Source organism: Erythrobacter ramosus (assembly GCF_009828055.1).
GTDB classification, from domain to species: Bacteria; Pseudomonadota; Alphaproteobacteria; order Sphingomonadales; family Sphingomonadaceae; genus Erythrobacter; species Erythrobacter ramosus.
On sequence record NZ_WTYB01000002.1, the window covers coordinates 19,814 to 42,621 of the forward strand.

The 22,808-nt window shown below is 65.0% G+C and carries 24 protein-coding genes and 1 tRNA gene; 9 read left to right on the forward strand and 16 right to left on the reverse strand.

Annotated features, from left to right (window positions below; genetic code table 11):
- Positions 1–181: 181 nt before the first annotated feature.
- Complete coding sequence (locus tag GRI59_RS06645; protein ID WP_202390937.1) at positions 182–475, reverse strand: winged helix-turn-helix transcriptional regulator; 294 nt, start codon at positions 473–475, stop codon at positions 182–184.
- A gap of 272 nt (positions 476–747) precedes the next feature.
- Positions 748–1,335, reverse strand: coding sequence for a carboxymuconolactone decarboxylase family protein (locus tag GRI59_RS06650; RefSeq protein ID WP_160760467.1), 588 nt, complete (start codon positions 1,333–1,335; stop codon positions 748–750).
- A 79-nt stretch (positions 1,336–1,414) separates the two neighbouring features.
- Between GRI59_RS06650 and GRI59_RS06655 the strand changes: the two genes are divergently transcribed.
- Positions 1,415–2,194 carry a crotonase/enoyl-CoA hydratase family protein gene (locus tag GRI59_RS06655; RefSeq protein ID WP_160760468.1) on the forward strand — a complete coding sequence of 260 codons (780 nt, stop codon included), beginning with the start codon at positions 1,415–1,417 and terminating at the stop codon, positions 2,192–2,194.
- A gap of 439 nt (positions 2,195–2,633) precedes the next feature.
- Here GRI59_RS06655 and GRI59_RS06660 read toward each other — a convergent pair.
- Positions 2,634–2,709: transfer RNA gene (locus GRI59_RS06660), tRNA-Val, on the reverse strand.
- Between the two features lie 124 nt (positions 2,710–2,833).
- On the opposite strand from GRI59_RS06660, the gene GRI59_RS06665 reads away from it, so the two are divergent.
- The 3 genes from GRI59_RS06665 to GRI59_RS06675 all read left to right on the forward strand — a co-directional run bounded on the left by GRI59_RS06665 (position 2,834) and on the right by GRI59_RS06675 (position 5,019).
- On the forward strand, positions 2,834–3,424 hold the full coding sequence (locus GRI59_RS06665; RefSeq protein ID WP_202390938.1) for a GNAT family N-acetyltransferase: 591 nt from the start codon (positions 2,834–2,836) through the stop codon (positions 3,422–3,424).
- A 20-nt stretch (positions 3,425–3,444) separates the two neighbouring features.
- Complete coding sequence (locus tag GRI59_RS06670) at positions 3,445–4,431, forward strand: asparaginase (protein WP_160760469.1); 987 nt, start codon at positions 3,445–3,447, stop codon at positions 4,429–4,431.
- Between the two features lie 114 nt (positions 4,432–4,545).
- Positions 4,546–5,019: a BLUF domain-containing protein gene (locus GRI59_RS06675; protein ID WP_160760470.1), complete on the forward strand. Its 474-nt coding sequence runs from the start codon at positions 4,546–4,548 to the stop codon at positions 5,017–5,019.
- 197 nt (positions 5,020–5,216) lie between these two features.
- Here the strand turns inward: GRI59_RS06675 and GRI59_RS06680 are convergent, their stop codons facing one another.
- From GRI59_RS06680 to fmt, 3 genes are all read right to left on the reverse strand, one after another.
- Entirely contained in the window at positions 5,217–6,326 is a 1,110-nt protein-coding gene (locus tag GRI59_RS06680) for a zinc-binding dehydrogenase (RefSeq protein ID WP_160760471.1), read from the reverse strand.
- Positions 6,327–6,617: 291 nt separating this feature from the next.
- A complete protein-coding gene (truA, locus tag GRI59_RS06685) occupies positions 6,618–7,364 on the reverse strand; it encodes a tRNA pseudouridine(38-40) synthase TruA (RefSeq protein ID WP_160760472.1) in 747 nt (248 codons plus the stop codon).
- Between the two features lie 104 nt (positions 7,365–7,468).
- Positions 7,469–8,374: a methionyl-tRNA formyltransferase gene (fmt, locus tag GRI59_RS06690; protein ID WP_160760473.1), complete on the reverse strand. Its 906-nt coding sequence runs from the start codon at positions 8,372–8,374 to the stop codon at positions 7,469–7,471.
- Positions 8,375–8,427: 53 nt separating this feature from the next.
- Here fmt and recR point away from each other — a divergent pair, with 53 nt between their 5' ends.
- The 3 genes from recR (at position 8,428) to GRI59_RS06705 (ending at position 11,457) form a co-directional block, all read left to right on the forward strand.
- On the forward strand, positions 8,428–9,024 hold the full coding sequence (gene recR, locus GRI59_RS06695; protein WP_160760474.1) for a recombination mediator RecR: 597 nt from the start codon (positions 8,428–8,430) through the stop codon (positions 9,022–9,024).
- A 175-nt stretch (positions 9,025–9,199) separates the two neighbouring features.
- Positions 9,200–9,772, forward strand: coding sequence for a peptide deformylase (locus GRI59_RS06700; protein WP_160760475.1), 573 nt, complete (start codon positions 9,200–9,202; stop codon positions 9,770–9,772).
- A 215-nt stretch (positions 9,773–9,987) separates the two neighbouring features.
- Positions 9,988–11,457, forward strand: a complete 1,470-nt coding sequence (locus GRI59_RS06705) for a DNA recombination protein RmuC (protein ID WP_160760476.1) — start codon at positions 9,988–9,990, stop codon at positions 11,455–11,457.
- Positions 11,458–11,713: 256 nt separating this feature from the next.
- Here the strand turns inward: GRI59_RS06705 and GRI59_RS06710 are convergent, their stop codons facing one another.
- From GRI59_RS06710 to GRI59_RS06740, 7 genes are all read right to left on the reverse strand, one after another.
- Positions 11,714–12,511, reverse strand: coding sequence for a TrmH family RNA methyltransferase (locus GRI59_RS06710; RefSeq protein WP_160760477.1), 798 nt, complete (start codon positions 12,509–12,511; stop codon positions 11,714–11,716).
- Between the two features lie 10 nt (positions 12,512–12,521).
- Positions 12,522–12,800, reverse strand: coding sequence for an HPr family phosphocarrier protein (locus GRI59_RS06715; RefSeq protein ID WP_160760478.1), 279 nt, complete (start codon positions 12,798–12,800; stop codon positions 12,522–12,524).
- An 11-nt stretch (positions 12,801–12,811) separates the two neighbouring features.
- The gene (locus GRI59_RS06720; RefSeq protein WP_160760479.1) at positions 12,812–13,237 is read right to left on the reverse strand and encodes a PTS sugar transporter subunit IIA; all 426 of its coding nucleotides are present in this window, start codon (positions 13,235–13,237) and stop codon (positions 12,812–12,814) included.
- Positions 13,238–13,347: 110 nt separating this feature from the next.
- Positions 13,348–14,262 carry an RNase adapter RapZ gene (gene rapZ / locus GRI59_RS06725; protein WP_160760480.1) on the reverse strand — a complete coding sequence of 305 codons (915 nt, stop codon included), beginning with the start codon at positions 14,260–14,262 and terminating at the stop codon, positions 13,348–13,350.
- Positions 14,259–14,735: an HPr kinase/phosphorylase gene (locus GRI59_RS06730; protein ID WP_160760481.1), complete on the reverse strand. Its 477-nt coding sequence runs from the start codon at positions 14,733–14,735 to the stop codon at positions 14,259–14,261. The genes rapZ and GRI59_RS06730 overlap by 4 nt, the downstream gene beginning before the upstream one ends.
- Positions 14,732–16,279 carry a sensor histidine kinase gene (locus GRI59_RS06735; RefSeq protein ID WP_160760482.1) on the reverse strand — a complete coding sequence of 516 codons (1,548 nt, stop codon included), beginning with the start codon at positions 16,277–16,279 and terminating at the stop codon, positions 14,732–14,734. The genes GRI59_RS06730 and GRI59_RS06735 overlap by 4 nt, the downstream gene beginning before the upstream one ends.
- Complete coding sequence (locus GRI59_RS06740; protein ID WP_237440731.1) at positions 16,272–17,051, reverse strand: response regulator transcription factor; 780 nt, start codon at positions 17,049–17,051, stop codon at positions 16,272–16,274. Before GRI59_RS06740 ends, GRI59_RS06735 begins: the two co-directional genes overlap by 8 nt.
- Before the next feature lie 354 nt (positions 17,052–17,405).
- Here GRI59_RS06740 and GRI59_RS06745 point away from each other — a divergent pair, with 354 nt between their 5' ends.
- Entirely contained in the window at positions 17,406–19,034 is a 1,629-nt protein-coding gene (locus GRI59_RS06745) for a phosphoenolpyruvate carboxykinase (RefSeq protein ID WP_160760483.1), read from the forward strand.
- Between the two features lie 123 nt (positions 19,035–19,157).
- Positions 19,158–19,484 carry a hypothetical protein gene (locus tag GRI59_RS06750; RefSeq protein ID WP_160760484.1) on the forward strand — a complete coding sequence of 109 codons (327 nt, stop codon included), beginning with the start codon at positions 19,158–19,160 and terminating at the stop codon, positions 19,482–19,484.
- A gap of 24 nt (positions 19,485–19,508) precedes the next feature.
- On the opposite strand, the gene GRI59_RS06755 is transcribed toward GRI59_RS06750, so the two are convergent.
- From GRI59_RS06755 to GRI59_RS06765, 3 genes are all read right to left on the reverse strand, one after another.
- Positions 19,509–20,405, reverse strand: coding sequence for a hypothetical protein (locus GRI59_RS06755; protein ID WP_160760485.1), 897 nt, complete (start codon positions 20,403–20,405; stop codon positions 19,509–19,511).
- A 69-nt stretch (positions 20,406–20,474) separates the two neighbouring features.
- Positions 20,475–21,065 carry a hypothetical protein gene (locus GRI59_RS06760; RefSeq protein WP_160760486.1) on the reverse strand — a complete coding sequence of 197 codons (591 nt, stop codon included), beginning with the start codon at positions 21,063–21,065 and terminating at the stop codon, positions 20,475–20,477.
- Positions 21,066–21,173: 108 nt separating this feature from the next.
- Complete coding sequence (locus tag GRI59_RS06765; protein ID WP_160760487.1) at positions 21,174–22,799, reverse strand: FAD-dependent oxidoreductase; 1,626 nt, start codon at positions 22,797–22,799, stop codon at positions 21,174–21,176.
- Between the last annotated feature and the right edge of the window lie 9 nt (positions 22,800–22,808).

Genomic DNA, 22,808 nt, shown 5'->3' on the forward strand with positions numbered 1-22,808 from the left:
CTGGCGTTCTATTGATCTGCCGGCTCCCCACCCATCACCAGACGGGAGCAGCGTCGATGGACGGTCCCGAATGCGGCATAGCCGCTTCATCTGCGATTCTGCCAAAACCCGCGGTTCTCAAAGCGCCCCCTATCCTGCCACCAGCGGAACCAGTGGTGGGCTTAAGGTCCCTTAAGCCCAACTAGTCACTCTCGCTGGTTTGTTCGCTGAGCGTCCGCTCCCAGGCTTTCGACCAATCGTTTAGCGCCATCAATGTCGGACCGAGTTTGTGGCCGAGGGGCGTCAACGCCCAGTCGCCTTCGGGGTTGTGGGCGACGATGCCAGCCTCTTTCAGTTCAGAAAGTCGCGTGGAAAGCGTGTTAGGGGACATCTGATCGCAACGGGCCTGCATTTCCCTGAAGCCGCGCGGGCCGCCTCGGAGCTCCCACAGAATCCGCAAGACCCAACGACGGCTTAGGAGATCGAGGGCGGCCATGATCGGTCGCCCGGTTTGCGATCCCCGCACTGCTTGACCAGGCATTGGGGTACGGCGGCGGATACCTGATCTGATGGGTTCGTCCGCCATTTTCTCTGACATGGGCACCCTTGCTGATTAACAATCGCACCACACTAGTCTTACGCCGGAAGATTATCACGTGCGTTTTCTCGCGCAGCTCGGATGCGAACAGGCCTCGCGCGCCGCGAGCGACTTCGTAGATCGTCCGGAGGGGATTGCTCACACCTCACTAAGTGGAAGCCGTGCTCGCATCACGCGCGCCGCGCCGGGAAACGCGGAGCCCAGTCTTCCAGTTCGGTCCGGGATCCGTTCGCGACATAGGATATCGCATGATACCATCCAGCGAGCGCAAAAAGCTCGATAATCCGCCGCTCATCGAAGTGACGCCGAAGCGCATCGAAGGTCGCGTCGGTCAACTTGCCGGTGTCATGGAGCTCATCAACCATCGACAGCACGGCGCTGTCGCGATCGTCCCAGCATGGATCGTCCGGTCCGCTATGCACGGTGGCGTAGATCTGTTCCTCGGTAAGCTCCGCGCGCCGTGCATAGCTCGCGATGTGGACACCCCATTCATATTCGCACCCACAGCGCGCGGTGACGCGATCAATCACCAACTCGCGTGAACGCAGGTCATAGCCCGCGCCGCCATCCCGGCCGAGCGAAAGCATGTATCCGCCCAACGGTCCTATCGCCGTAGCGAACGGAAGGTTGCGGGCGAATGTCCTGAAGAGCTTGAGCGGTTCGACTGGGCTGTCTTTCGGCATCATGCGGCCGAGCGCCTTGCCCTCGGCATCGCCGTACGGTGGGTTGAGATGGGCGATACGTGGCGGGTTGGTCATGAGAAGCGCTCCATTATCTTGCTTCCATTTTCGTATCACTGTATCGGCATCCTGTCGATACGAAAATGGAAGCAGACAAATGGAAGACGGACAGATCAATCAGACCGTGGATGGGCATGTGCTGCGCATCGGCATATCGCGGCCTGACAAGCGAAATAGTCTCACCCCGGAGATGATGCGCGGGCTAGCAGAAGCCTTTGACCGGCTACAAAACGACCCTGATCTGCGCGCCGGTCTGCTGCATGGTGAAGGTGGGAACTTCACTTCCGGCCTCGACCTGTTGAAGTTCGTGCCGATCATGTCGGGCGCCGAACCAGCGCCAATCTACGAAGGGATCGATCCGCTCCAGCTGAAGGAGAGGCTGACCAAGCCGCTTGTCGCGGCCGTGTCGGGTTTCGTGTTTACCGTTGGCATCGAGCTCATGCTTGCCTGCGACATCGTGGTTGCGGCGGACGACTGCGTCTTCGGTCAGCTTGAAACCTCTCTCGGAATCATGGTGTCCGGCGGCGGCACGGTCCGCTGGGTTCAACAAATAGGCTGGGGGAACGCCATGCGTTATCTGCTGACAGCCGAAAAGTTTGGTGCCGAGGAAGCCCTGAGGATGGGTCTGGTGCAGGAAGTGACAGCTGCCGGCTCAGAACTTGCGCGCGCCTCGGCGATTGCGGCCATGGTGGCACGCAATGCTCCACTAGCGGTGCAGGCCACCAAAGCTTCAGCCCTGCGCTTCTTGGCGGACGGGGAACGGCAGGCCTTTGAAGCACTTCCCGCAGCACAAGCTACCTTGGCGCGGAGTGCCGACGCACTAGAAGGCGCAACAGCGATGATGCAACGCCGCGATCCAGTGTTCTCCGGCCGGTAGACTGAAGCTACTCAAGACAAATAGTTTAGCCCTACCGACTGTTTTGCCGCGTTCGGCCCTGTCAGGGCAGAAAGCGGATGCACTGCATACCACCCAGTTGCGGCCATTCGAAAGGCCCAAGCGTGAAGCTAAAAACTGTCGGGGATCTTTGGCGCTGATTGAGCCGAAAGCCGAACTTTTACAAATGAGTGGGCCAGCCTCGCCAGCGTGCGGGCGTTTGCCGCAGCCTTGCCGGTATGCAGGCCTACCCAATACCGGCAATCGGCGAACGGCAGGCCTTAGGAAAGCCAAACAGCGACCGGATTGACCGGGATTGGGGTGCAAGACGGTCTTTGAGTTGAGGCGTTTCGAAGGGATTCGCTGGATACACAGACCTAAGCCGGCCGTATGGCAGGATCCTCTAATATGTCCGGAAACCGCGGCTTTCCGCTGGTTTACCTGGTGGGCGGTAACGGGCTCGAACCGCTGACCCTCTCGGTGTAAACGAGATGCTCTACCAACTGAGCTAACCGCCCGCGCAGTGCAGGTAGGGGCGATTTAGCGGGAAGCGGGCGGGGGTCAAGCGGCCTTTGCTGCCTTTGCCCCTGGCCCGCCAAAGATGCTAGAACACTGCCGCAACCGCAGCAGGACGCCGACGGCATGATCATCGAGACGCAGCTGAATGACGGAACCCCGGTGTGCATCCGCCGGGTACGCAAGGATGATGAGCAGCGCATCAAGGAGGGAATCGCCCAGCTTTCGCCCCAGTCGCGCTATCTTCGGTTCTTTTCCGGGATGCGCGAGGCTCCGCCGCAGGTGCTGCGTGCGCTGGTGACGGTGGACGGGCATGATCACATCGCCTGGGGCGCGCTGCGCTCCGACCTGCCGGATGCGCCTGCGCTGGGCGTGGTTCATGCCTTCCGTGAGGCGGATGATCCCGGCACAGCGGAATTCTCGGTCGCGGTGGTGGACGAATATCACGGACGGGGCCTCGCACGGCTCTTGTGCGCGGTGCTGCTGCTCGATTGCCAGCGCGAGGGGCTGGGCCATCTGTCGGTCAATATCCTGCCCGAAAATCGCCCTGCGCTGACGCTGGCCCGCTCGCTCGGCGCGGAGGGGACGGGGTACGAGGCGGGGATCACGCAGCTCGAAATCGACATCGGCGAAGCGCTCGCGTCGCTGCGGGCGGAGAGCGACGTGCCCGGGCTGGCCGCGGTGTTCGACCAGTTCAATGCTTCCCCCGCAGACTGACAGGCTTTAGGGGCGGGCGCATGACACCCCCACGCATTCTCGTTCTCGGCACCGGCGGCACGATTGCTGGCGCGGGTAGCGGCGCCACCGGCGCGGCCTATCGCCCCGGCGGGCTGGCGCTGGAGACGCTGATCGCGCACCTCGATGCGCTGGGGCTGGTGGCGGAGCTGATGCCGCAAGATGTGGCCCGGATCGGCTCACAGGATATTGGTTGGGCGGAGTGGCAGGCGCTTCATGTGGCTTGCGAAAGCGCGCTTGCCGATCCGGCGGTCGATGCCGTGATCATCACCCACGGCACGGATACGGCGGAGGAGACCGGCTTCCTGCTCGATCTCACCCTGCCGAGCCCCAAGGCGATCGTGCTGGTCGGCGCGATGCGGCCCGCCGATGCGGTGGGCGCGGACGGGATGCGCAACTTCGCCAATGCGGTGAAAGTGGCGAGCGATCCGGCGGCAAGCGGACGGGGCGTGATGCTGGTGATGGGCGATGCGGTGCTGGCCGCGCGAGATGCGCGCAAAGCGGCGACCTCGGCGATCGACGCTTTCCGCAGCTTCCCGAGGGGGCCGCTGGCGCGCGTGACGCCCGCCAGCCTCGACTGGTTCGGCCCACCGCACCGGGCAAATGAGCGCGCGCGCTATTCCTTCCCGCAGGCCTTGCCGCGCGTGGCGATCCTGACCGCGGGCGCTGGCATGGATGAACAGCCGGTCGAAGCCCTGCTCGGCATCGGGTGCAAAGGCGTGGTGCTGGCCGGAATGGGACAGGGCAACGCGCCTGCCAGCGTGATCGCAGCCCTGTCCCAAGCGGCGGCGCGCGGGGTGCCGGTGGTGCGTTCCAGCCGGGTCGATGAAGGCATCGTCGACCGCAATGTCGAGGTCGATGACGACGCGCTCGGACTGGTCGCGGCAAGGGCGCTTGGCCCGGCCAAGGCGCGGATGCTGCTGATGGTGCTGATCGCGAATGGGATCACCGATGCGGCAGAGGTGCAGGCGGCGTTCGACGGGGCGTGAGCACTGCGTGGCGGGATGCGTTACCGCTTCCTTACAAATTCCAAATAGATGCGCTAACCCCGACGCGAAATCGGGCGGCACACTCCACCCGCCATCAGTAAAGTGAGCTTCCCCATGTTCGACGAACCCGGTTTCTCAGACGATGCCGATCTGGATCCGGCTGCCATCATGCTCGAAACCTTCGTGTATTGCAGCCGTGCCGCCGACGGAGTCGATGCTGACGAGGTCAGCCGACTGGTCGCGTTCTCGCAAAAGCGCAATGTCGCACGCGGCATCACCGGGGTGCTGGTCTTCGGCAGCGGGGTGTTCTTTCAGTGGATCGAAGGGCCTCCCGCCGAGGTGCGGACCCTGATCGCCAACCTGCATGGTGATATACGGCATCATGACATCGTCACGCTCGACCAGAGCGTCGAGGTGCGCGAGCGCCTTTATCCGCATTGGGACATGGAGCCGGTCGAGCCGGACGACCTGCGCGAAGTGCTGGAGGAAGCGCTGGAATCCACCGAGGATGAGGGCAGTCTTGCCGCTCTCAAGCGCATTCTCGGTCATCTTGAGTCGGGATCGTTGTCTGAAGTCGGGCGCGGTTAGAGCATGATCGCCAAGTGCCGGTCAGGGAGCGGTGCCGGTGTGCTTTCGCTATCTCGGCGATACGCATCCTCCCGTCGCCCCGTGCTAGACCCCGGGCTTGGCTTTCTCCCTTCGCGGTGCACCGAAAAGGCAGCCAAGCCCCGGATCCCCGGCCTTCGCCGGGGCAGGCAGGTCCGGGGCGGCGATGGTGGGACAAATCACCCCCAGGGCGTGACCAGATACTTCTCGCCGGTCTTCATCTGGCGGTAATCGCAGATCGCGTCCTTCTCCAACATTCCCTCTAGCGTCACCTTCGCCTTGTAGTGCGAGGCAAAGGTGGTGGTGAGGTTCGCCTGAACCCGCTGGCGCATCCGCACAACGGTTTCCATGCCCGCGCGCTGGAGGAAGGGGGTCAGCAGCCAGCCCGCGATGCTCCATTGCAGGCCATAGGACGGCGTCAGGATCGTCGGCGCGAGGTCGAGCCGCCCGTAGATGTACATCTTCTTCTGCTGGTTCGAACCATAGCGCGAGAACTCGCTCATCTGGCTGACCGCGACCTGCTCCATCGCCTTCAAGACGCCGTCCGAAGCCTGTCCGCCGCCGATCGGGTCGAAGCCGAGGAAGGCGCCGGTCTCGGCAATCGCGGCGCGCAGGTCGGCCATGTAGGTGGGGGCGGAGGAGTCCACGACATAGGTCGCGCCCTGTTCCTTGAGCATCGCGACGTGTTCCGGCTTGCGGACGATGTTCACGAGCTTCATCCCGTCTTCCACGCAAATGCGGTTGAGCATCTGGCCGAGGTTCGACGCGGCGGCCAAGTGGATGATCGCCGAATGGCCTTCCATCTTGGCGGTCTCGACAAAGCCCAGCGCGGTCATCGGGTTGACGAAGCTGGAGGCGCCGGTTTCGGAGGAATGCTCGCCCAGCGGCAGGCACATCATCGCGTCGGCGATGGCGTATTGGCTGAAGGCATTGCCCGGCACGCACGCCACGCGCTGGCCCATCAGCGCCTTGGCCATGTCGCTGTCACCTGTGGCGATCACGGTGCCCGCGCCTTCGTTGCCCGCGGGCAGGCGCTGCCCGTGGCGCGCCTTGTTCCCGGTCAGGAACGGCTCGGGCATGGTGGCGACGACCTTGCCGGGGGTGTATTCCGCGGTCTCGAAATCGGCCGCGCTCGTAAGGATCGCGAGGTCCGAGGGGTTGATCGGTGCGGCTTCCATCTGGACCAGCACCTGATTGCCGGTGGGCGCCGGGAACGTGCTTTCGGCCACCTCCAGCGTCAGCTTGCCGTCGGCGGTGAGGGTGGTGAAGAGCTGCTTTCCGGTGGTCATGGCTATCGTCTCCCATTGTTGCGGCAGGGACTAGGCATTCCGGTTGCGGATGGCAACGGGCAGGACGTCTCAGCATATCTCTCCCGTGAGGGAGGATGAAAGAAGGGGGTTCACGCAGAGGCCGCAGAGGAAAAGGAGACGCAGAGATGTCGCGCTTGCGGCGAAGCTGCACCGATCTTCAAGCGGTTCGTCTCGGGGCGACGTGGCAGAAGGTCACGATGCCGTCGGCACGCACAGCACCTCTGCGTCTCTCCTTTCTTCTCCGCGTCTCTGCGTGAACCTCTCTGATCCTCAACCCTCGGGATAGGTCGCTTCGACGAAATACAGCCCGTGCGGCGGCGCATTCAGCCCCAAAGCGCCACGATCCCGCGCGGCCAGCGCCTCGGCCATGCGGGCCTCGGGCCATGTGCCTGCGCCGACCAGCTTGAGGCAGCCGACCATTGAGCGCACCTGATGGTGCAGGAAGCTGCGCGCAGCGGCGTGGATGTGGATCTCGTCACCGACTTTCTCCACATCCAGCAGATCCAGCGACTTTACCGGATCGGCGGCCTGACAATGGACCGAGCGGAAGGTGGTGAAATCGTGATGACCCACCAGCGCCTGCGCGGCGCGGTGCATCGCCTCGGCGTGGAGCGGCTGCGCGACATGCCACGCTCGGTCGCGCTGGAGGGTCAGTGGCGCGCGGCGGTTGGCAATCCGGTACAGATAGCGCCGCCCGGTGCAGGAAAAGCGCGCGTGCCAATCATCCGGCACCACCTCGCAGGCGGTCACTGCCACCGGATCGGGCCGCACTTGCGCATTGATTGCTGCCATCAGCCGGAACGGGTCGAAGGGTTTTTCGATGTCGACATGACTGCGCATCGCCAGCGCGTGCACGCCTGCATCGGTGCGCCCGGCGGATTGGAGGGTGACGGTTTCGCCGGTGATCCGCGCGATGGCATCCTCGATGCTTTGCTGCACGCTCGGCCCATGGGACTGGCGTTGCAGGCCGAAGAACGGTGTGCCGTCGAATTCCAAGGTGAGGGCGAAGCGGGTCATGCGCTAACCGTCACCCCGGCGCAGGCCGGGGCCCAGGGCCAAATGCGCAACGCTTGCCGCTCTAGGCCCCAGCTTTCGCTGGGGTGACGAGGAAGGGTTAGCTTTCATGACAAAACCACCCCCGCCGCCACCGGCCGACCGCGCAGGAACTCTTCGCGACTCATAGCCGGTTTGCCTGCGCGCTGGAGCCGCAGGGGACGGATCGCGCCTGTCCCGCAGGCGATGGTGAAGTCTTCGTCCAGCACCACGCAGGGTGCACCGTTCGCTTCGGCCACTTCGGCGAGCAACAGCTTCACCCGCTCATTGCCCAACTCAAACCACGCCCCCGGAAACGGCGCCAGCCCGCGCACGAGACGTTCGATCACTTCGGCGCTTTCCGCCCAGTCGATCTTCGCTTCGGCCTTGTCGATCTTGGGCGCGTAGATCGCTGCGGCGTCGTCCTGCACCTCGGGCGGGAAGGCGGCGAGATCAGCCAGCACCTCCACAATCGCCGCGGCGCCCAGCGCGCCCAATTCATCAAACAGCTCGCCCGTCGTCTTGCGCCCGACTGGCACGGCGACCTTGTGTAGCATCGGCCCGGTATCGAGACCCGCTTCCATCTGCATAATGGTAACGCCCGTCTCGGCATCCCCCGCCATCACCGCCCGGTGGATCGGCGCCGCCCCGCGCCAGCGCGGCAACAGGCTGGCGTGGATGTTGAGGCAGCCGTGCACCGGCGCATCGAGCACCGCCTGAGGCAGGATCAACCCGTAAGCCGCAACCACCGCCACATCGGCGTTCAAGGCCGCGAATTCGGCCTGTGCCTCTGCATTCCTGAGCGACACGGGCGAGCGCACCGGTATACCCAAACCCTCCGCCGCCACTTGCACCGGCGAAGGACTGAGCTGCTTGCCCCGACCTGCCGGGCGCGGTGGCTGCGTATAGACGTACACCACCTCATGCCCCGCCGCATGGAGCGCGCGCAGGGCCGGGACCGCGAAATCGGGCGTCCCCATGAAGATGATGCGCATAAGCGTGCCCCGCAGCCTTTGTTAAGCGAAGCGCAGCCCCTATCTCTCCCCCCATGGCATCGCAAGAGATCGAGGCGCTGAGTTCTGCGCTCGCCCGGCTGCCGGGCCTGGGGCCGCGTTCCGCGCGGCGGGCGGTGCTGTGGCTGGTGAAGCACCGCGAATCTGCGCTCCCCGCCTTGCTCGAAGCGTTGGCGGGCGTCGCCGAAACGCTGGTCGAATGCCAGACCTGCGGCAATGTCGACACGTCCGACCCCTGCGCCATCTGCACCGACCCGCGCCGCGACGGGCGCGCGCTGTGCGTGGTGGAGGAAGTGTCGGACGTCTGGGCGCTCGACCGCGCGCGGCTGTTTCCCGGGCGCTACCATGTGCTCGGCGGCAGGCTCTCGGCCTTGGACGGCATTGCGCCCGAAAACCTCAACATCGCCAGCCTGCTCGCCCGTGTCGAAAGCGGCGGGATCGACGAGGTGGTGCTCGCCATGAACGCGACCTTGGAAGGCCAGACCACCGCGCATTACATCGCCGAGCGGCTCGAAGCCTTCCCGCTGCGCGTCACCCAGCTCGCCCACGGCTTGCCAGTGGGGGGCGAGCTCGATTACCTCGACGAAGGCACCTTGGCGCAGGCGCTCAGAGCGCGGCGGCCGGTCGGGTAGGTTTTTTCACGCGAAGACGCGAAGAAGTTGCACCGCGCCGCAGGCTGGGTTCTGCCAGATCACGCGCTATGCCTTGATAAGGTGCGCGGCCTTGCCGCAGGGACGACATCTTCGCGTCTTCGCGTGAACCAATCCTTCGGTTGAAGCCAAAGCCCTTCCGCATTATGTGCACGCCATGGCTATCCGCGAAATCCTTGAAGTGCCGGACCCCCGGCTGAAGATCATCTCGACTCCGGTTGAACCGCAAGAGTTCAATGCCGAGCTGCGCACGCTGGTCGAAGACATGTTCGAGACCATGTACGACGCCCCCGGCATCGGTCTGGCCGCGATCCAGGTCGGCGTGCCCAAGCGGGTGCTGGTGATCGATCTCCAGCCCGAAGATCCGGACGCTGAGCCGGTGGAATGCAGCCATGACGGCCATTCTCACACGCACCCCGCGACCAAGAACGATCCGCGCGTGTTCATCAATCCGGTGATCCTTGATCCGGCCGAGGAAGTGTCGACCTATCAGGAAGGCTGCCTCTCGGTCCCCGAAATCTACGCCGACGTCGACCGCCCGGCGACCTGCACGGTGCGTTATCAGGACCTCGACGGCAACACCCACGAGGAACACCTCACCGGCCTGATGGCGACTTGCCTTCAGCACGAGATGGACCACCTCGAAGGCATCCTGTTTATCGACCACCTGTCGCGGTTGAAAAAGGCGATGGTGTTGAAGAAGCTCGAGAAGATTCGCCGAGCGGCGTAGCTTGTTTTTCGAGCGCGCCTCCGCGCGCTCGTCCTCGGGGCTGTTCTTTCGCTGCGCTACAGGCCCCTGCGGGCGGGCGGTCGCCCTTGCGGCGCTGCGCGCCGATTGTCAGTGCCACTTCCCGCCTCCCCGGGCTTGAGCCGGGGCCCCGCTTTCTTGCGGAAATCGCACAGGAAACCCTAGCGTTCTCCATACGTTCTATGTAGGATCACCGCATGGACGCTTCGATTCTGCCACTTTTCGCCCTGATTCTCGGAGCTGCGCTGGGTGCCACGCTCGGCTGGTTCCTTGCCTCGCGCCCGCTCGCCGATCTACGCGCGCGCCTCACTGCGGCGGAGGCCAGCGGGGCGGAGGGGGAGGCCAAGTTTGCCCGCGCCATTGCCGAGTTGGGCGAAGCGCGGATTGAAGTCGCCGGGCTGAAGGAACGGGCGGGGCAGGCGGATGGCTTGCTGACGCGGCTCGATGCCGTGCAGGCTGACCGCGCGGCGCTGGCGGAACGGCTGGCCGCGCTCGAAAGCGCCGCAGCCGAGCGCGAGAAGGCCTTTACCGAACAGAAGGCCGGCCTGCTCGCCGCGCAGGAGAGCCTGCGCAAGGAATTCGAAAACGCCGGCAGCCGGGTGCTGGAGCAGGCGCAGAAGGCCTTTCTGGAGCGGGCCGATGCGCGTTTTCGCCAATCTGAGGAGGCGGGCGAGGCCAAGCTCAAGGCGCTGCTGTCTCCGGTCGGCGACAAGCTGGCGAGTTACGAACGGCAGGTCGCCGAGCTGGAGGCCAAGCGCACCGATGCCTTCGGGCAGCTCTCCGGCCTGATCCAGTCGATGCGCGACGGGCAGGAACAGGTCCGGCGTGAGGCGCAGCGGCTCGGCAATTCGCTCACCAACGCTCCCAAAGCGCGCGGGCGCTGGGGGGAGCGGGCCTTGCAGAACGTCCTCGAACAATGCGGGTTGGCCGAGCACACCGACTTCCATCTCGAACAGTCGATGGACACCGCCGATGGCCGGTTGCGGCCCGATGCGATCGTCAATGTGCCGGGGCAGAAGAAGCTGGTGATCGACGCAAAGGTGTCATTGAACGCCTATCAGGCCGCGTTCGAGGCCGATGACGAAGGTGAGCGCAAACGCCACCTCGATCTCCACGCCAAATCCATGCGCAACCATGTGCAAACGCTGGGTTCCAAAAGCTACCAGAGCCAGTTCGATGACGCGCCCGATTATGTGGTGATGTTTGTGCCGGGCGAACATTTCGTCGCCGCCGCGCTCGAACATGATCCCGAATTGTGGGACTTCGCTTTCCGCAACAAGGTGCTGCTGGCAACGCCGACCAACCTCGTCGCAATTGCCCGGACGGTCGCGCAGGTGTGGCGGCAGGACAAGATGGCGAGCGAAGCGGCGGAAATTGGCCGCATGGGCGCCGAATTGTATGACCGCCTCGCCACCGCAGCCGAACACCTCAAGCGCGTCGGCGGCGGGCTCGAAAGCGCGGTCAATAATTACAACAAGTTCGTCGGCAGCTTTGAACGCAACGTGCTGTCCTCCGGGCGGCGGCTTGCCGAAAAGGGCATCGAAATCGGCAAGCGCGAGATTGAGGACGTGCCGCTCGTGGAAAGCGCGCCGCGTTATAACGCGGGGGATGTTGCAGCGCTTGAAGCGCCTGATCTGGATGGGAAAGACCGCGACGCGGCGGACTAGCGCAGCCCCTCGGGAAGCTTTTCCACACAACTGAGGCCGGCCTTTCCTACAGCTATGGCCCGCGCCATGATCCCGTCGGCCCTTTGACATCGTTCGCACCCCGCCGCCTCAAGCGAGGCTCCGCGCGTCAGCTCTGCTACCCGGTGCCCCCCCGGGAGCGGACGATGTGTCAATTTCGCTTTTTTGATGTAAACCAATGAAAAGATAAACGAAAATGTTGATTCACGCGGTTGACACCCTGTCAACTTTGTAAACTTCAGGGCTCCAACCCCGCCAGCACCTCGTAAGCCAGCACCGCACCGGCCACCGCCGCGTTGAGCGAATCCGCCCGCCCGCGCATCGGCATCGTCACCCGCAGATCGCAGGCCGCCTCGTAATCTTCGGGCAGGCCTTGTGATTCGTTGCCAACGAGGATGAAGCACGGCGCCGCATAGGGCGCCCCGCGATAAGGCACCGCATCGCGCAGGGACGCTGCCACCAGCTGACCCGCGCCACCCCGCAGCCAGGGCAGAAACTCCTCCCACCGCGCCTGCGCTACGCCCACGGTGAACACCGCACCCATGCTCGCCCGGACGGCTTCGGCGCTGAAGGGGTCGGCGCAGTCGTCGATCAGGATCAGTCCGCCTGCACCCACCGCGTCGCAGGTTCGCAGCATCGTGCCGAGATTGCCCGGATCGCGCAAAGCCTGCGCCGCCAGCCAGATCGGCGCGGCGCTCCGGTTCAGCGTCTCCAGTGACGTGTCCCATTCGTCGAACACCCCGGCGACGCTCTGGGCATTGTCCTTGCCGGTGATCTTGGAGAGGATGTCGGGCGTGGTTTCGATAACCTCGCCGCCTGCTGCCATGACGTCAGCCTCCAGCCGGGCGAGCAGCGCGTGTTCGCGCCCCTCGGCCATCACCAGCGTCTGCGGCACGCGGCCCGAAGCGCGCGCGTCCTCAAGCAGCCGCAGCCCTTCGACCAGGAACTGCCCGGCGCGCTTGCGATGCTTCTTATCGCGTAAGGACCGCAGATATTTGACGGTCGGATTGGAAAAGCCGGTGATGTGCTTGCGCATGGTGGAAGCGCTAATCTTCCCCGAAGCCGCCAGCGACCAGCGCGATCAGATCGGCCAGCACTGCCTCGGCATTTTCACCCTCGACTGCGACTTCCACCGTGTCGCCCTTGGCCGCGCCGAGCATCATCAACCCGAGGATCGATCCGCCCGCCGCGCTGTGCGGGGTCTTGGTAACGGTCACCTTCACGCCATCGGGCAGGACGGCGACCGCGCCGACGAACTTCGCGCTCGCCCGGGCGTGCAAGCCCCGGCGGTTGACGATGGTGACGCTTTGCCGTGCTTCCCCCACGCAGCGAGCCTTCAGGCCTTCGCTCGCGCAGGGGCAGTGTCCTGCCCCAGCAATTCGCTGGCGATGGTGATGTAATTGCGCCCGGCGGTCTGCGCGGCGTGGACCGCGGCGGAGACATCCATCGCCTTGCGCGCGCCGGCAAGGCGGATCAGCATCGGCAGGTTGATGCCCGCGATCACCTCGACATGGCCGGCATCGAGCAGAGAGATCGCCAGGTTCGAAGGCGTGCCGCCGAACAGGTCAGTGAGGATGATGACGCCCTTGCCATTGTCGACCGAAGCAATCGCGTCCGCGATGTCGGCGCGGCGCTGCTCCATATCGTCATTGGGGCCGATGCAGACCGTGACGATCCCGTCTTGCGGGCCGACCACGTGCTCCATTGCCTCGACAAACTGGTCCGCGAGGCGGCCATGGGTTACCAGGATCAAGCCGATCATGCGTGAATAGGGGTCCGTTAACTGCCCGCCAAGGGGGCTGCCTTACGCGTTTCTACCTTAACCGACAATGCGTGCGGGGTGCATTGCGGCGGATTCTACCGTGCCGGGTCTTAGCGGCGATCCCGTTCGATGGTATCGGCCGCTCGCGAACCCAGATTGCGGTGCCGGACAGTGGGCGAAAACCCGGCGGTGCGCAAGGCCTGAGCCATCCGCTCGGTCGTGAAGACCGATCTGTGTCTCCCGCCGGTACAACCGAAAGCGATATGGACATAGGGTTTGCCCTGCCGGGCATAGCGCGGAAGCAGCATCAGCAAGAGGCCGCGGATGCGTTCGAACGCCTCGGCAAAGGCGGGGTCACGCTCGATATGGTCACCCACGGCGGCATCCTGCCCGGTCTGTTCGCGCAGCTCCGGCACCCAGTGCGGATTGTCGAGAAAGCGCATGTCGAACACCAGGTCGGCAAGCGGCGGCATCCCGCGGGCAAAGCCGAAGCTCGACATGGTGATCGTCAAGCCCGCTTCTTCGCTGGCGGGATCGAACAGTTCGCGGATGCGCGTTTGCAAATCGTTGCTGGTCATCGCCGTGGTGTCGATCATCACCTCGGCCCAGCGGCGCAGGGGTTCGAGCAATTCGCGCTCGGCCGCGATGCCTTCCTGCACCGGGCGTCCGTCAGCCATCGGGTGGCGGCGGCGGGTTTCATTGAAGCGGCGTTCCAGCTCGCCGCCCGCGCAGTCGAGGAACAGGAAGGTGAGCGCGATGTCGGGCCGGGCGGCGAGGTCTTTGACCAGCGCGATGACGTCGGCTGGCACAAAGCCACGCGTGCGCGAATCGAACCCGATGGCGAGCGGCCCGCGCGCTTCGTCCGGCATGGTGACGAGACGCTTGAGCATCCGCACCGGGAAGTTGTCGATCGTCTCCCAGCCGAGGTCTTCCAGCACCGCCAGCGTGGTCGACTTGCCAGCGCCGGCAAGGCCAGTGACCAGCAGCAGCTGGCGCTGGGGAGGAGAGGCTTCAGGCTCGCTCATGCGCTGTCATCTGGCGCGTCTGGGGCGCAAAGGGAAGCGGGTTTGATGACGAGGCCATGCATGGCGAGCGCCCATTCGGCGCGCGGGGCAGGGGCGATGGTGCCGGGATCGAAGGCGAGCACGGGCACGGCGACCCCGTTGATGATGCGCCGGGGGAGCGGTGTTTCGGGGAGGCGCTCCGGCGCCGGACCGCCGAGGGAGAGGATCAGCGCAACCGGCGCGGGCGGGGCGACGGGGAGGGTGACAAGCCCCACCCCGCGCACTTCCAGCAGTCCGGCAATATGCGGCGGCGGGCTGGCGATAAGAACATCACCCTCCGCCGTCAGCGTCACGCCATCATCGCCAATCAGCCCCGCGCCGCGATCCACCAATGCCAGCGCGAGGCTGGATTTCCCGCTGCCGGGGGGGCCTTCGATCAGCAACGTGCGGCCGCCGATCACCACCGCGCTCGCCTGAAGCACGATAGTGGTCATGACGCGGCGGGCAGACGCAGCCGCAGGCAAGCGCCGGGTGCGCCGTCGGGGCGGGCATCGGCGCTGAGCGTGCCGTCATGCGCCTCGGCAATCGCGCGGCCGATGGCGAGGCCGAGGCCGGAGTGATTGCCGAAGCTCTCGCCTTCAGGCCGGTCGGAATGGAACCGCCGGAACACCGCCTCGCGGGCGTCGGCGGCGATGCCGGGGCCTTCGTCGCAGACCTCGGTGACGCTCTGGCCCCCGGTCCGGCGGATCGACACGCTGACCACGCCGTCTGCGGGCGAGAAGGACACGGCATTGTCGATCAGGTTTTCGGCCACGCGTTCAAGCTGGGTCGGCACGCCCATCACGATGTGGCTGCCGGGTGCCGCATCGAGCACGATCCGCCGTCCGCCGTTCATGCCGCGATTCTCGCGGCTGCGGATCAGGTTCACGAACAATTCGGCCAGATCGACCCGTTCCAGCGTCGCGCGGCTGATTTCGGCATCAACCCGGCTGGCGGCGGCGATTTCGGTGACGAGGCGGTCGATCCGGCGCACATCATGGGTCGCGATCTGGATCAGTTCGGACCGCAGCTCCGGGTCTTCCACGCGCGGCAGGGTGTCGATCGCGCTGCGCAGCGATGCGAGCGGGTTCTTGATCTCATGCGCTACGTCGGCTGCGAAGGTATCGACCGCGTCGATCCGCTGTCTGAGCGCGCCGGTCATGTCCGAAACCGCGCGGGCGAGCAGCCCGATCTCGTCGCTGCGCTGAGGCAGGCGCGGCACTTCGACTTCGCGGTCGCGGCCCTGCCTCACCCGCACCGCCGCGCGCGCCAGCAGCCGCAGGGGGGTGACGATGGTGCGTGCCAGAAACAGCGAGAGCAGCGCCGAGGCCGCCAACAGCAGCACCATCGCAAAGCCCAGCGTGGTGCGCGCCGCGCGCACGCTTTCGGTAATGTCGACCGCGTTGCGCACCGTCAGCAGTGTCGCGCCTTGCAGGCCGACCGGCACGGCGGCGGTGATGACCGGCGTGCCATCGCGCCAATCATACAGCCGCACTTGGCTCAGGCCTAACTCGCGCGCGCGGGCGAGTTCGGGCCAGGCATCGGCCTCTTGCGCTTCGGGCTCGACATAGTCCTGCACGGCTTCCGCGCTGACGATGGTGTCGACTGTGCGGTCGAGCCAGCGGGAGAAGCGCTGCTCCCAATCGTCATCACTGATATCGTTGAACCGGAAGGATGGTTCGGCCAGCACGAAACTGTCGGCGGTCAGCGCGCCTTTGGCGTCGAACATCCGCAGCCGCATCCGCTGTTCCTTGCCGATTTGGACCAGCAGCGCCTCTTGTCGCTCGCGGGTGGTGCCTGCCAGTGCCTCGGCAGTGATCTGCGCTTCGATGCGGGCGAGCTTGAAGCGCTCGTTGATCAGCTGGGTGCGGTACGAATCGAGATAGAGCAGCCCGCCTCCCATGATCAGCAGCGGCAGGATGTTGACCGCCAGAATGCGGCCCGTCAGCGCGAACCGCCCGGTGGCGGTCAACTGTTCACCGCTTGCGCCTTTAGCCATCAGTGAAGCTGTAGCCCGCGCCGTAGAGCGTTTCGATGCCATCGAAGGTGGGATCGACCAGCCGGAACTTGCGCCGCATCCGCTTGATATGGCTGTCGACGGTGCGATCATCGACGAAGACATCGTCGGGGTAGGCCGCGTCCATCAACTGGTTGCGGCTCTTTATCACGCCGGGGCGGATCGCGAGTGCTTCGAGGATCAGGAATTCGGTCACGGTGAGGCTGACGGTCTCGCCATCCCACATCACCTGATGGCGCGCCGGGTCCATGAACAGGCGGCCACGGTTGAGGGTCGCGGGTGCAGGCTCGGGCGTGGCGGCGGTGCTGGCGCCTGCCACGAGCGGTTCGGCCCGGCGCAGGATCGCGCGGATGCGGGCGATCAGCAGACGCAAGCTGAACGGCTTGGCGATGTAATCATCCGCGCCCAGTTGCAGCCCGGCTTCCTCGTCGCTTTCATCATCCTTGCTGGTCAGGAAAATCACCGGCAGGGGCGAATGGGCGCGCAGCCGGCGCAGCAGCTCCATGCCGTCCATCTTGGGCATTTTGATATCGAACACTGCGAGGTCCGGCGGATTGTCGAGCAGCGCCTTCAGCGCGGTCTCGCCATCGGAATAAAGCCGCGTGGCAAAGCCTTCGGCCTGCAACGCAATCGCCACCGTGGTGAGGATGTTGCGATCATCATCGACCAGCGCGATCTGGAGCTTGCGGGCATCCGCGCTGACGGGGTCGGTGGCCGCGGCCAAGGGGGGCTGTTCGGTGGTGCTGTCGGACATGGCGTCTATCCTCTCTGCCCCTGCGATTGCATGGCTGAGGGGGTAGCGCCAAGCTGCGCCAATCGCAATGCTGGCGCTGGGTGGCGGTAACATACGGGCGGGAAAGCTGCATTTGACCGCTCCCCAAATTTGCTATGGCGCAGTGCGTTTGACGCCAAGGGTTGTGCCAACTAAGGCGCCGGACCAGGGATCGAACGGCTGATTACGCGGAACTCCGCCTGTGGTTGCATACGTATGCGCAGATGCTAATGGGCAGGTGCTACGGACGTGACGGACGGGTGCGGGGATTCGCTGGGATCAGCCGGTCCGTCACCTGCCGAACACGACCTTGCTGCTGTCCTGCCCAGGAGACGTATGTTGACCTCGCTCGCAACCCCGTTGGCCGCCCAGAATCTCCACACCGGCGCCACGCTCCACGCCAACCTCGGCACCGCCGCTCTGGTCGAGCACGCGCTGGCCAAAGGCGAGGGCAAGCTGACCAAGCATGGCGCGCTGCTGGTGGAGACCGGCAAGTTCACCGGTCGCAGCGTGAAGGACAAGTATATCGTCCGCGATGACACCACGCAGGACACCATCAACTGGGGGCCAATCAATCAACCGATGAGCCCGGAACACTTCGCTGCGCTGAAGGCTGATTTCCTCAAGGAGCTCGAAGGATCGGACGAGCTATACGTCGCCGATCTGTTCGGCGGCTCGCAGCCGGAATATCGCGTCAACGTGCGCGTCATCACCCAGATGGCATGGCACAGCCTGTTCGTGCGCACGCTGTTGGTGCGCCCCTCGGAGGAGGAAGTGGCGAGCTTCGTCCCCGAATACACCATCATCAATCTGCCGAGCTTCAAGGCGAACCCGGAACGCCACGGCTGCCGCAGCGACACCGTGATCGCGGTGAGCTTCACCGAGAAGCTGATCCTGATCGGCAACACGGAATATTCGGGCGAGATGAAGAAGGGCGTGTTCGGCCTGCTCAACTACCTCCTCCCCGCGCAGGGCGTGATGCCGATGCACTGTTCGGCCAATATCGGTGCGGACGGGAAGAGCGCGATCTTCTTCGGCCTGTCGGGCACCGGCAAGACCACGCTGTCGGCTGACGCGAGCCGCACGCTGATCGGCGATGACGAGCATGGCTGGTCGGACACCGCCGTCTTCAACTTCGAAGGCGGCTGCTACGCCAAGATGATCAACCTTTCGGCTGAGGGCGAGCCGGAGATTTACGCCACCACCCAGATGTTCGGCACGATCCTCGAAAACGTGGCGATGGATGAAGACACGCGCGAGCTCGACTTCACGGATTCGAGCAAGACCGAGAACACGCGCGGCGCTTACCCGATCGAGTTCATCCCGAACACAAGCGAGAAGAACCTCGGCCCGGCGCCGTCGAACGTGATCATGCTGACCGCCGATGCCTTTGGCGTGCTGCCCCCGATCGCGCGGCTGACTGCCGATCAGGCAATGTATTACTTCCTCAGCGGCTACACCGCCAAGGTCGCCGGCACCGAAATCGGCGTGACCGAGCCGGAAGCCACCTTCTCGACCTGCTTCGGCGCTGCTTTCATGCCGCGTCACCCGAGCGTCTATGGCAATTTGCTGAAGGACCGGATCGCCAAGGGCGGCCCGAATGGCAAGGTCGAATGCTGGCTGGTCAACACCGGCTGGACCGGCGGCAAGTACGGCACTGGCTCGCGGATGCCGATCAAGGCGACCCGCGCGCTGCTGAACGCCGTGCTCGATGGCGACATGGACAATGTCGAGTTCCGCAAGGACCCCAATTTCGGCTTCGACGTGCCGGTGCACGTGCCGGTGCTGGCCGCAGCTGGGATCGATCAGACCATCCTCGACCCGCGCAGCACCTGGGCTGACGCCGCCGAGTATGACGCGACCGCGAAGAAGCTGGTGCAGCTGTTCATCGACAACTTCGCCCAGTTCGAAGCCCATGTTGATGAAGGCGTGCTGCAAGCCGCCCCGGCGCCCGTCGCCGCCTGAGCACGCACTACCTGTTGGAGAGGGAGAAGCCCCGCCCGGCGTAAGATCGGAGCGGGGCTTTTTCATTGAATCGCCGCGCAGTTGGCCCACAGTCGCCTCACGTGCGACTCGGAGGAAAACGACATGAGCATTCTCGACGGCATTCTGAAGAACATCGGCGGCGCGCCGGACGATGTGGTGAACCTTGCAGCCAAGATCGGGATCGATCCGGCGATGGCCGAACAGGCGATTGCGGCGCTGGGCAAGACCCATCAGCTCGATGGCGATACGGTGACGCTGGCGGCGGAGAAGACCGGCCTCAGCCCCGACATCCTCAACCAAATCGTCGCCGCTGTCGGCGGTGAAGGCTCGCTGAGCAACTTCGCGTCGATCCTCGACCGGGATGGCGACGGCAACCCGGTCGATGACATCATGGACATGGCCAAGGGCCTGCTGGGCGGCAAGAGCTGATCGTTTAGCCGAGGCCCCGGATGATCAGGACTCCGTATCCTCGGCGTCCGGGGCTTCCATCTGCGCTTGGAGCGCGCTGGCATCGAGCCGCGTTCCATCGGGTGTCTGTTCCAGCAGCGTCATCAGCTGCTTGGCGCGCGCCGAACGCCCGCTGCCGTGCGGATCGGCGGCAAGCGGAGCCAGTGTCGCCCGCGCCTGTGTGTGCTGGCGGTCGCCAATCTGCATCAACGCGAGGTTCAGCCGCAGGGCCTGATCGAACGGCGCCAGCTCCGACGCGCGGCGCAGCGCGGCGCGGGAGGTGTTGTCGGGCGCGCTGCCGCGTTCGGCAAAGCTGCGGTAATAGTAGATCAGCGGTAGCGGATGATTGGCCTCAATGGCGTTCAGCGCCTCGAACGGCTTCATCGCGGCCTCATAAGCTGCTGCCTTATCATCAGCGTCGCCCGCCTGTCGGAACAGGGCATAGCCTTTCTGCACATAGGCGTTCTGCTGCTGCGGATCGCGCGCGATTGCGCCGTCGGCCGCGGCGATGGCCTCGGCATCATTGCCCGCGTCATATTCCGCCTCGGCCAGCGCGGCGAGCACACCCGCATCCTCGGGATAACGCGCAGCGACGGCGCGGGCTTCGGGCAGGATTGCGAGCGCCTTGTCACGGTCGACTCCACGCCGCGACTGGAGCACCACATCCATCATCGCGCCCATGCCTTCGGAGAGCGGCGACACATTGATCGCGCCGATCTCGAGCAGATCGGCCGAGAACCGCTTGGCGGGAATGCGTCGGGTTCGCTGATAGTTCTTGAGTTCCGCCTCAAGCTTGGAGAGGTCGCCGAAGGCTGCTTCGGCCGCTTCGAGGCTCGGCGTGCCGCGCAGGAAGCGGGTCACATAGTCGCTGTATTGCCGCCCACGCTCAGGATTGAAGAACACGTAATGGAACAGCAGCCACGACTGCCCGTAGAAGGCGTCCGAGCGGCTGCGGCCCGCAGCGTACCGATCTTAATCGAGCAGCTCGCGGATCGAGAGCTTGTCGGCGAAGTTGAGATCGCCCACGCGGTGATTGGCGGGCAGGCCGATGTCCATGGCGCCGTCGGGCGCGAACTTCGCGGCGGCGAAGAATTCCGCCATTCCCTCGGTCATCCAGCGCGGCAGCGGGTAGGGATTCGCCGAGATAGTGAAGTGGTGCGCATATTCGTGCAGCAGCACGATCATGGTGAAGTCGGTTTCACTTCCGCGCAGCCGCACGTTCGGAACAAACGCAACCGAACTCCCCGCGCGCGGGATGTAGAAGCCTGCGACGCTTGAACCGGTGTCTCCATACAGCTTCTTGAGCGTGCGATCGCTCCCAACTGCGTAGACTGTCACCCTGTTTGAAGGGCTGGGCGGGGGCGGGGTGAAGCCTGTAAGCTTCGTCATCGCGACATGGTAGCGTTCAAGCCGCTGGGCAAACTCGCGGATGTCGGCTGCTGAGCTGTCGGAATAGATGACGAAGTTCTCGCTTTCTGCCTTATGCCATTCGGCAGCGGCTGGCGCGGCAAGGCCGACCAGCGCGGCAATGGCAAGGCAAAGGCGGAAAAGCGCGGTGATCATAGCAAAGCCCCCGTATTCACAGCGCCAGCGATTGCACTGCAAGTGCCGTGAGATTACCCGGATTTCCGCGCTTGGCCAGAGGCTTGCGACGAATGGTCGCGCGCGGCGTCAGCCGCCAGGGGCCCGCGTATCTTCCAGATATTGCCAGATCCGGCTGACCACCACCGACCCTTCGCCCACCGCGCTCGCCACGCGCTTGACCGAGTTGGCGCGCACATCGCCGACCGCGAAGATGCCCGGCGCGGTGGTGGCGTAGTCGTCCGCCTGTCCCGCGACAGCGCCGGTCAGCACGAAGCCCTTGTCGTCGGTTTCGGCCATGCCGGACAGCCAGTCGGTATTGGGCGCGGCGCCGATCATGATGAACAGCGCGCGGGTTGCGATCCGCTGCTCGGTGTCCTTGGTCTTGAGCGTGATCGCTTCGAGCCAGCTATCGCCATGCAGCGCGGTCACGGCGCTGTGATAGTGGATCGTGATGCGCGGATCGGCCTCCAGCCGCTGCGAGAGGTAGCTCGACATTGACGCCGCCAGACTGCCCGATCGCACCACCAGATGCACATGGCTCGCCGCGCGGCTGAGGAACATCGCGGCCTGCCCGGCCGAATTGCCGCCGCCGATCACCACCGCTTCGGTCTTGCCGCAGAAGCGCGCTTCCATCTCGGTCGCCGAGTAGAAGATGCCTGCGCCTTCCAGCTCCTCCAGATTGTCGAGCGGCAAGCGGCGATATTGCACCCCCGTCGCCACCAGCACCGCGCGGGCGCAAAGCTCGTCGCCATCGTCCAGTGTCGCGCAGAACGCCCCGTCCTCGCGCCGTGACAGGGCCTCGACCCGGCGCGGCATCACGAAGCGGGTGCCGAACTTCATCGCCTGCACCTGTCCGCGCCAGGTCAGGTCGGTGCCGCTGATGCCGGTGGGAAAGCCCATGTAATTCTCGATCCGGCTCGACGTGCCAGCCTGCCCGCCGACAGCGGTATCCTCGACCACGAGCGCCGGGATTCCCTCAGAGCCCGCATAGACCGCCGCCGCCACGCCCGCCGGGCCGCCGCCGACGATCAGCAGCTCGTAGGTCCGGTCAGCGCAGATGCCGAGGTCCATGCCGAGATATTGCGCGACCTTGCGCGGTGTCGGATCATCCAGCCGCGTATCCGCGCCGACGATCACCCCCGGCGTGTGCCCGATCAGGCTGCACACCGACGCGGTTTCGCGGTCGGTCGCGTCCATGTCGTAGCTCTGGAACGGGATGCGGTTGCGGGACAGGAAACGCTCGACCGCCTGCACCTTCGGATCGCGGTCCGCGCCGATCACCTTGATCGTGTCATTGCGCGCCTCGAATTGCTTGCGCCGCCGCGCCGCGAACACGGTGATGAGATGATCGGACAGCTCCGGCACCCGGCTCATCAGTTCGAGCATCGCTTCGCGCGGCGCCTCGATCACGCGGGTGTCGACCGAAGCGCGCATCCGCATAATGTTGGTGCCGCGGTTGAGGAACCCGATCTCGCCCAGAAACTGCGTCGGCCCGAGCGAGGACGGCAGCATCCGTTCGCCCGTATAGGGATCGACCACCTCGATATCGCCTTCGAGGACATAGATGAACCGGTCCATCGGCTCACCAATGTCCATGACGATCGCACCGGCGGGGTAGGACACCTCGCCCCCGATCGCGCAGATGGCATCGACATGCGCAGGCGCCAGCGGCACCCGGCGCATGGTTTCAAGGTCTTGTCCTAAGGTTTCCATGCGGCCCTC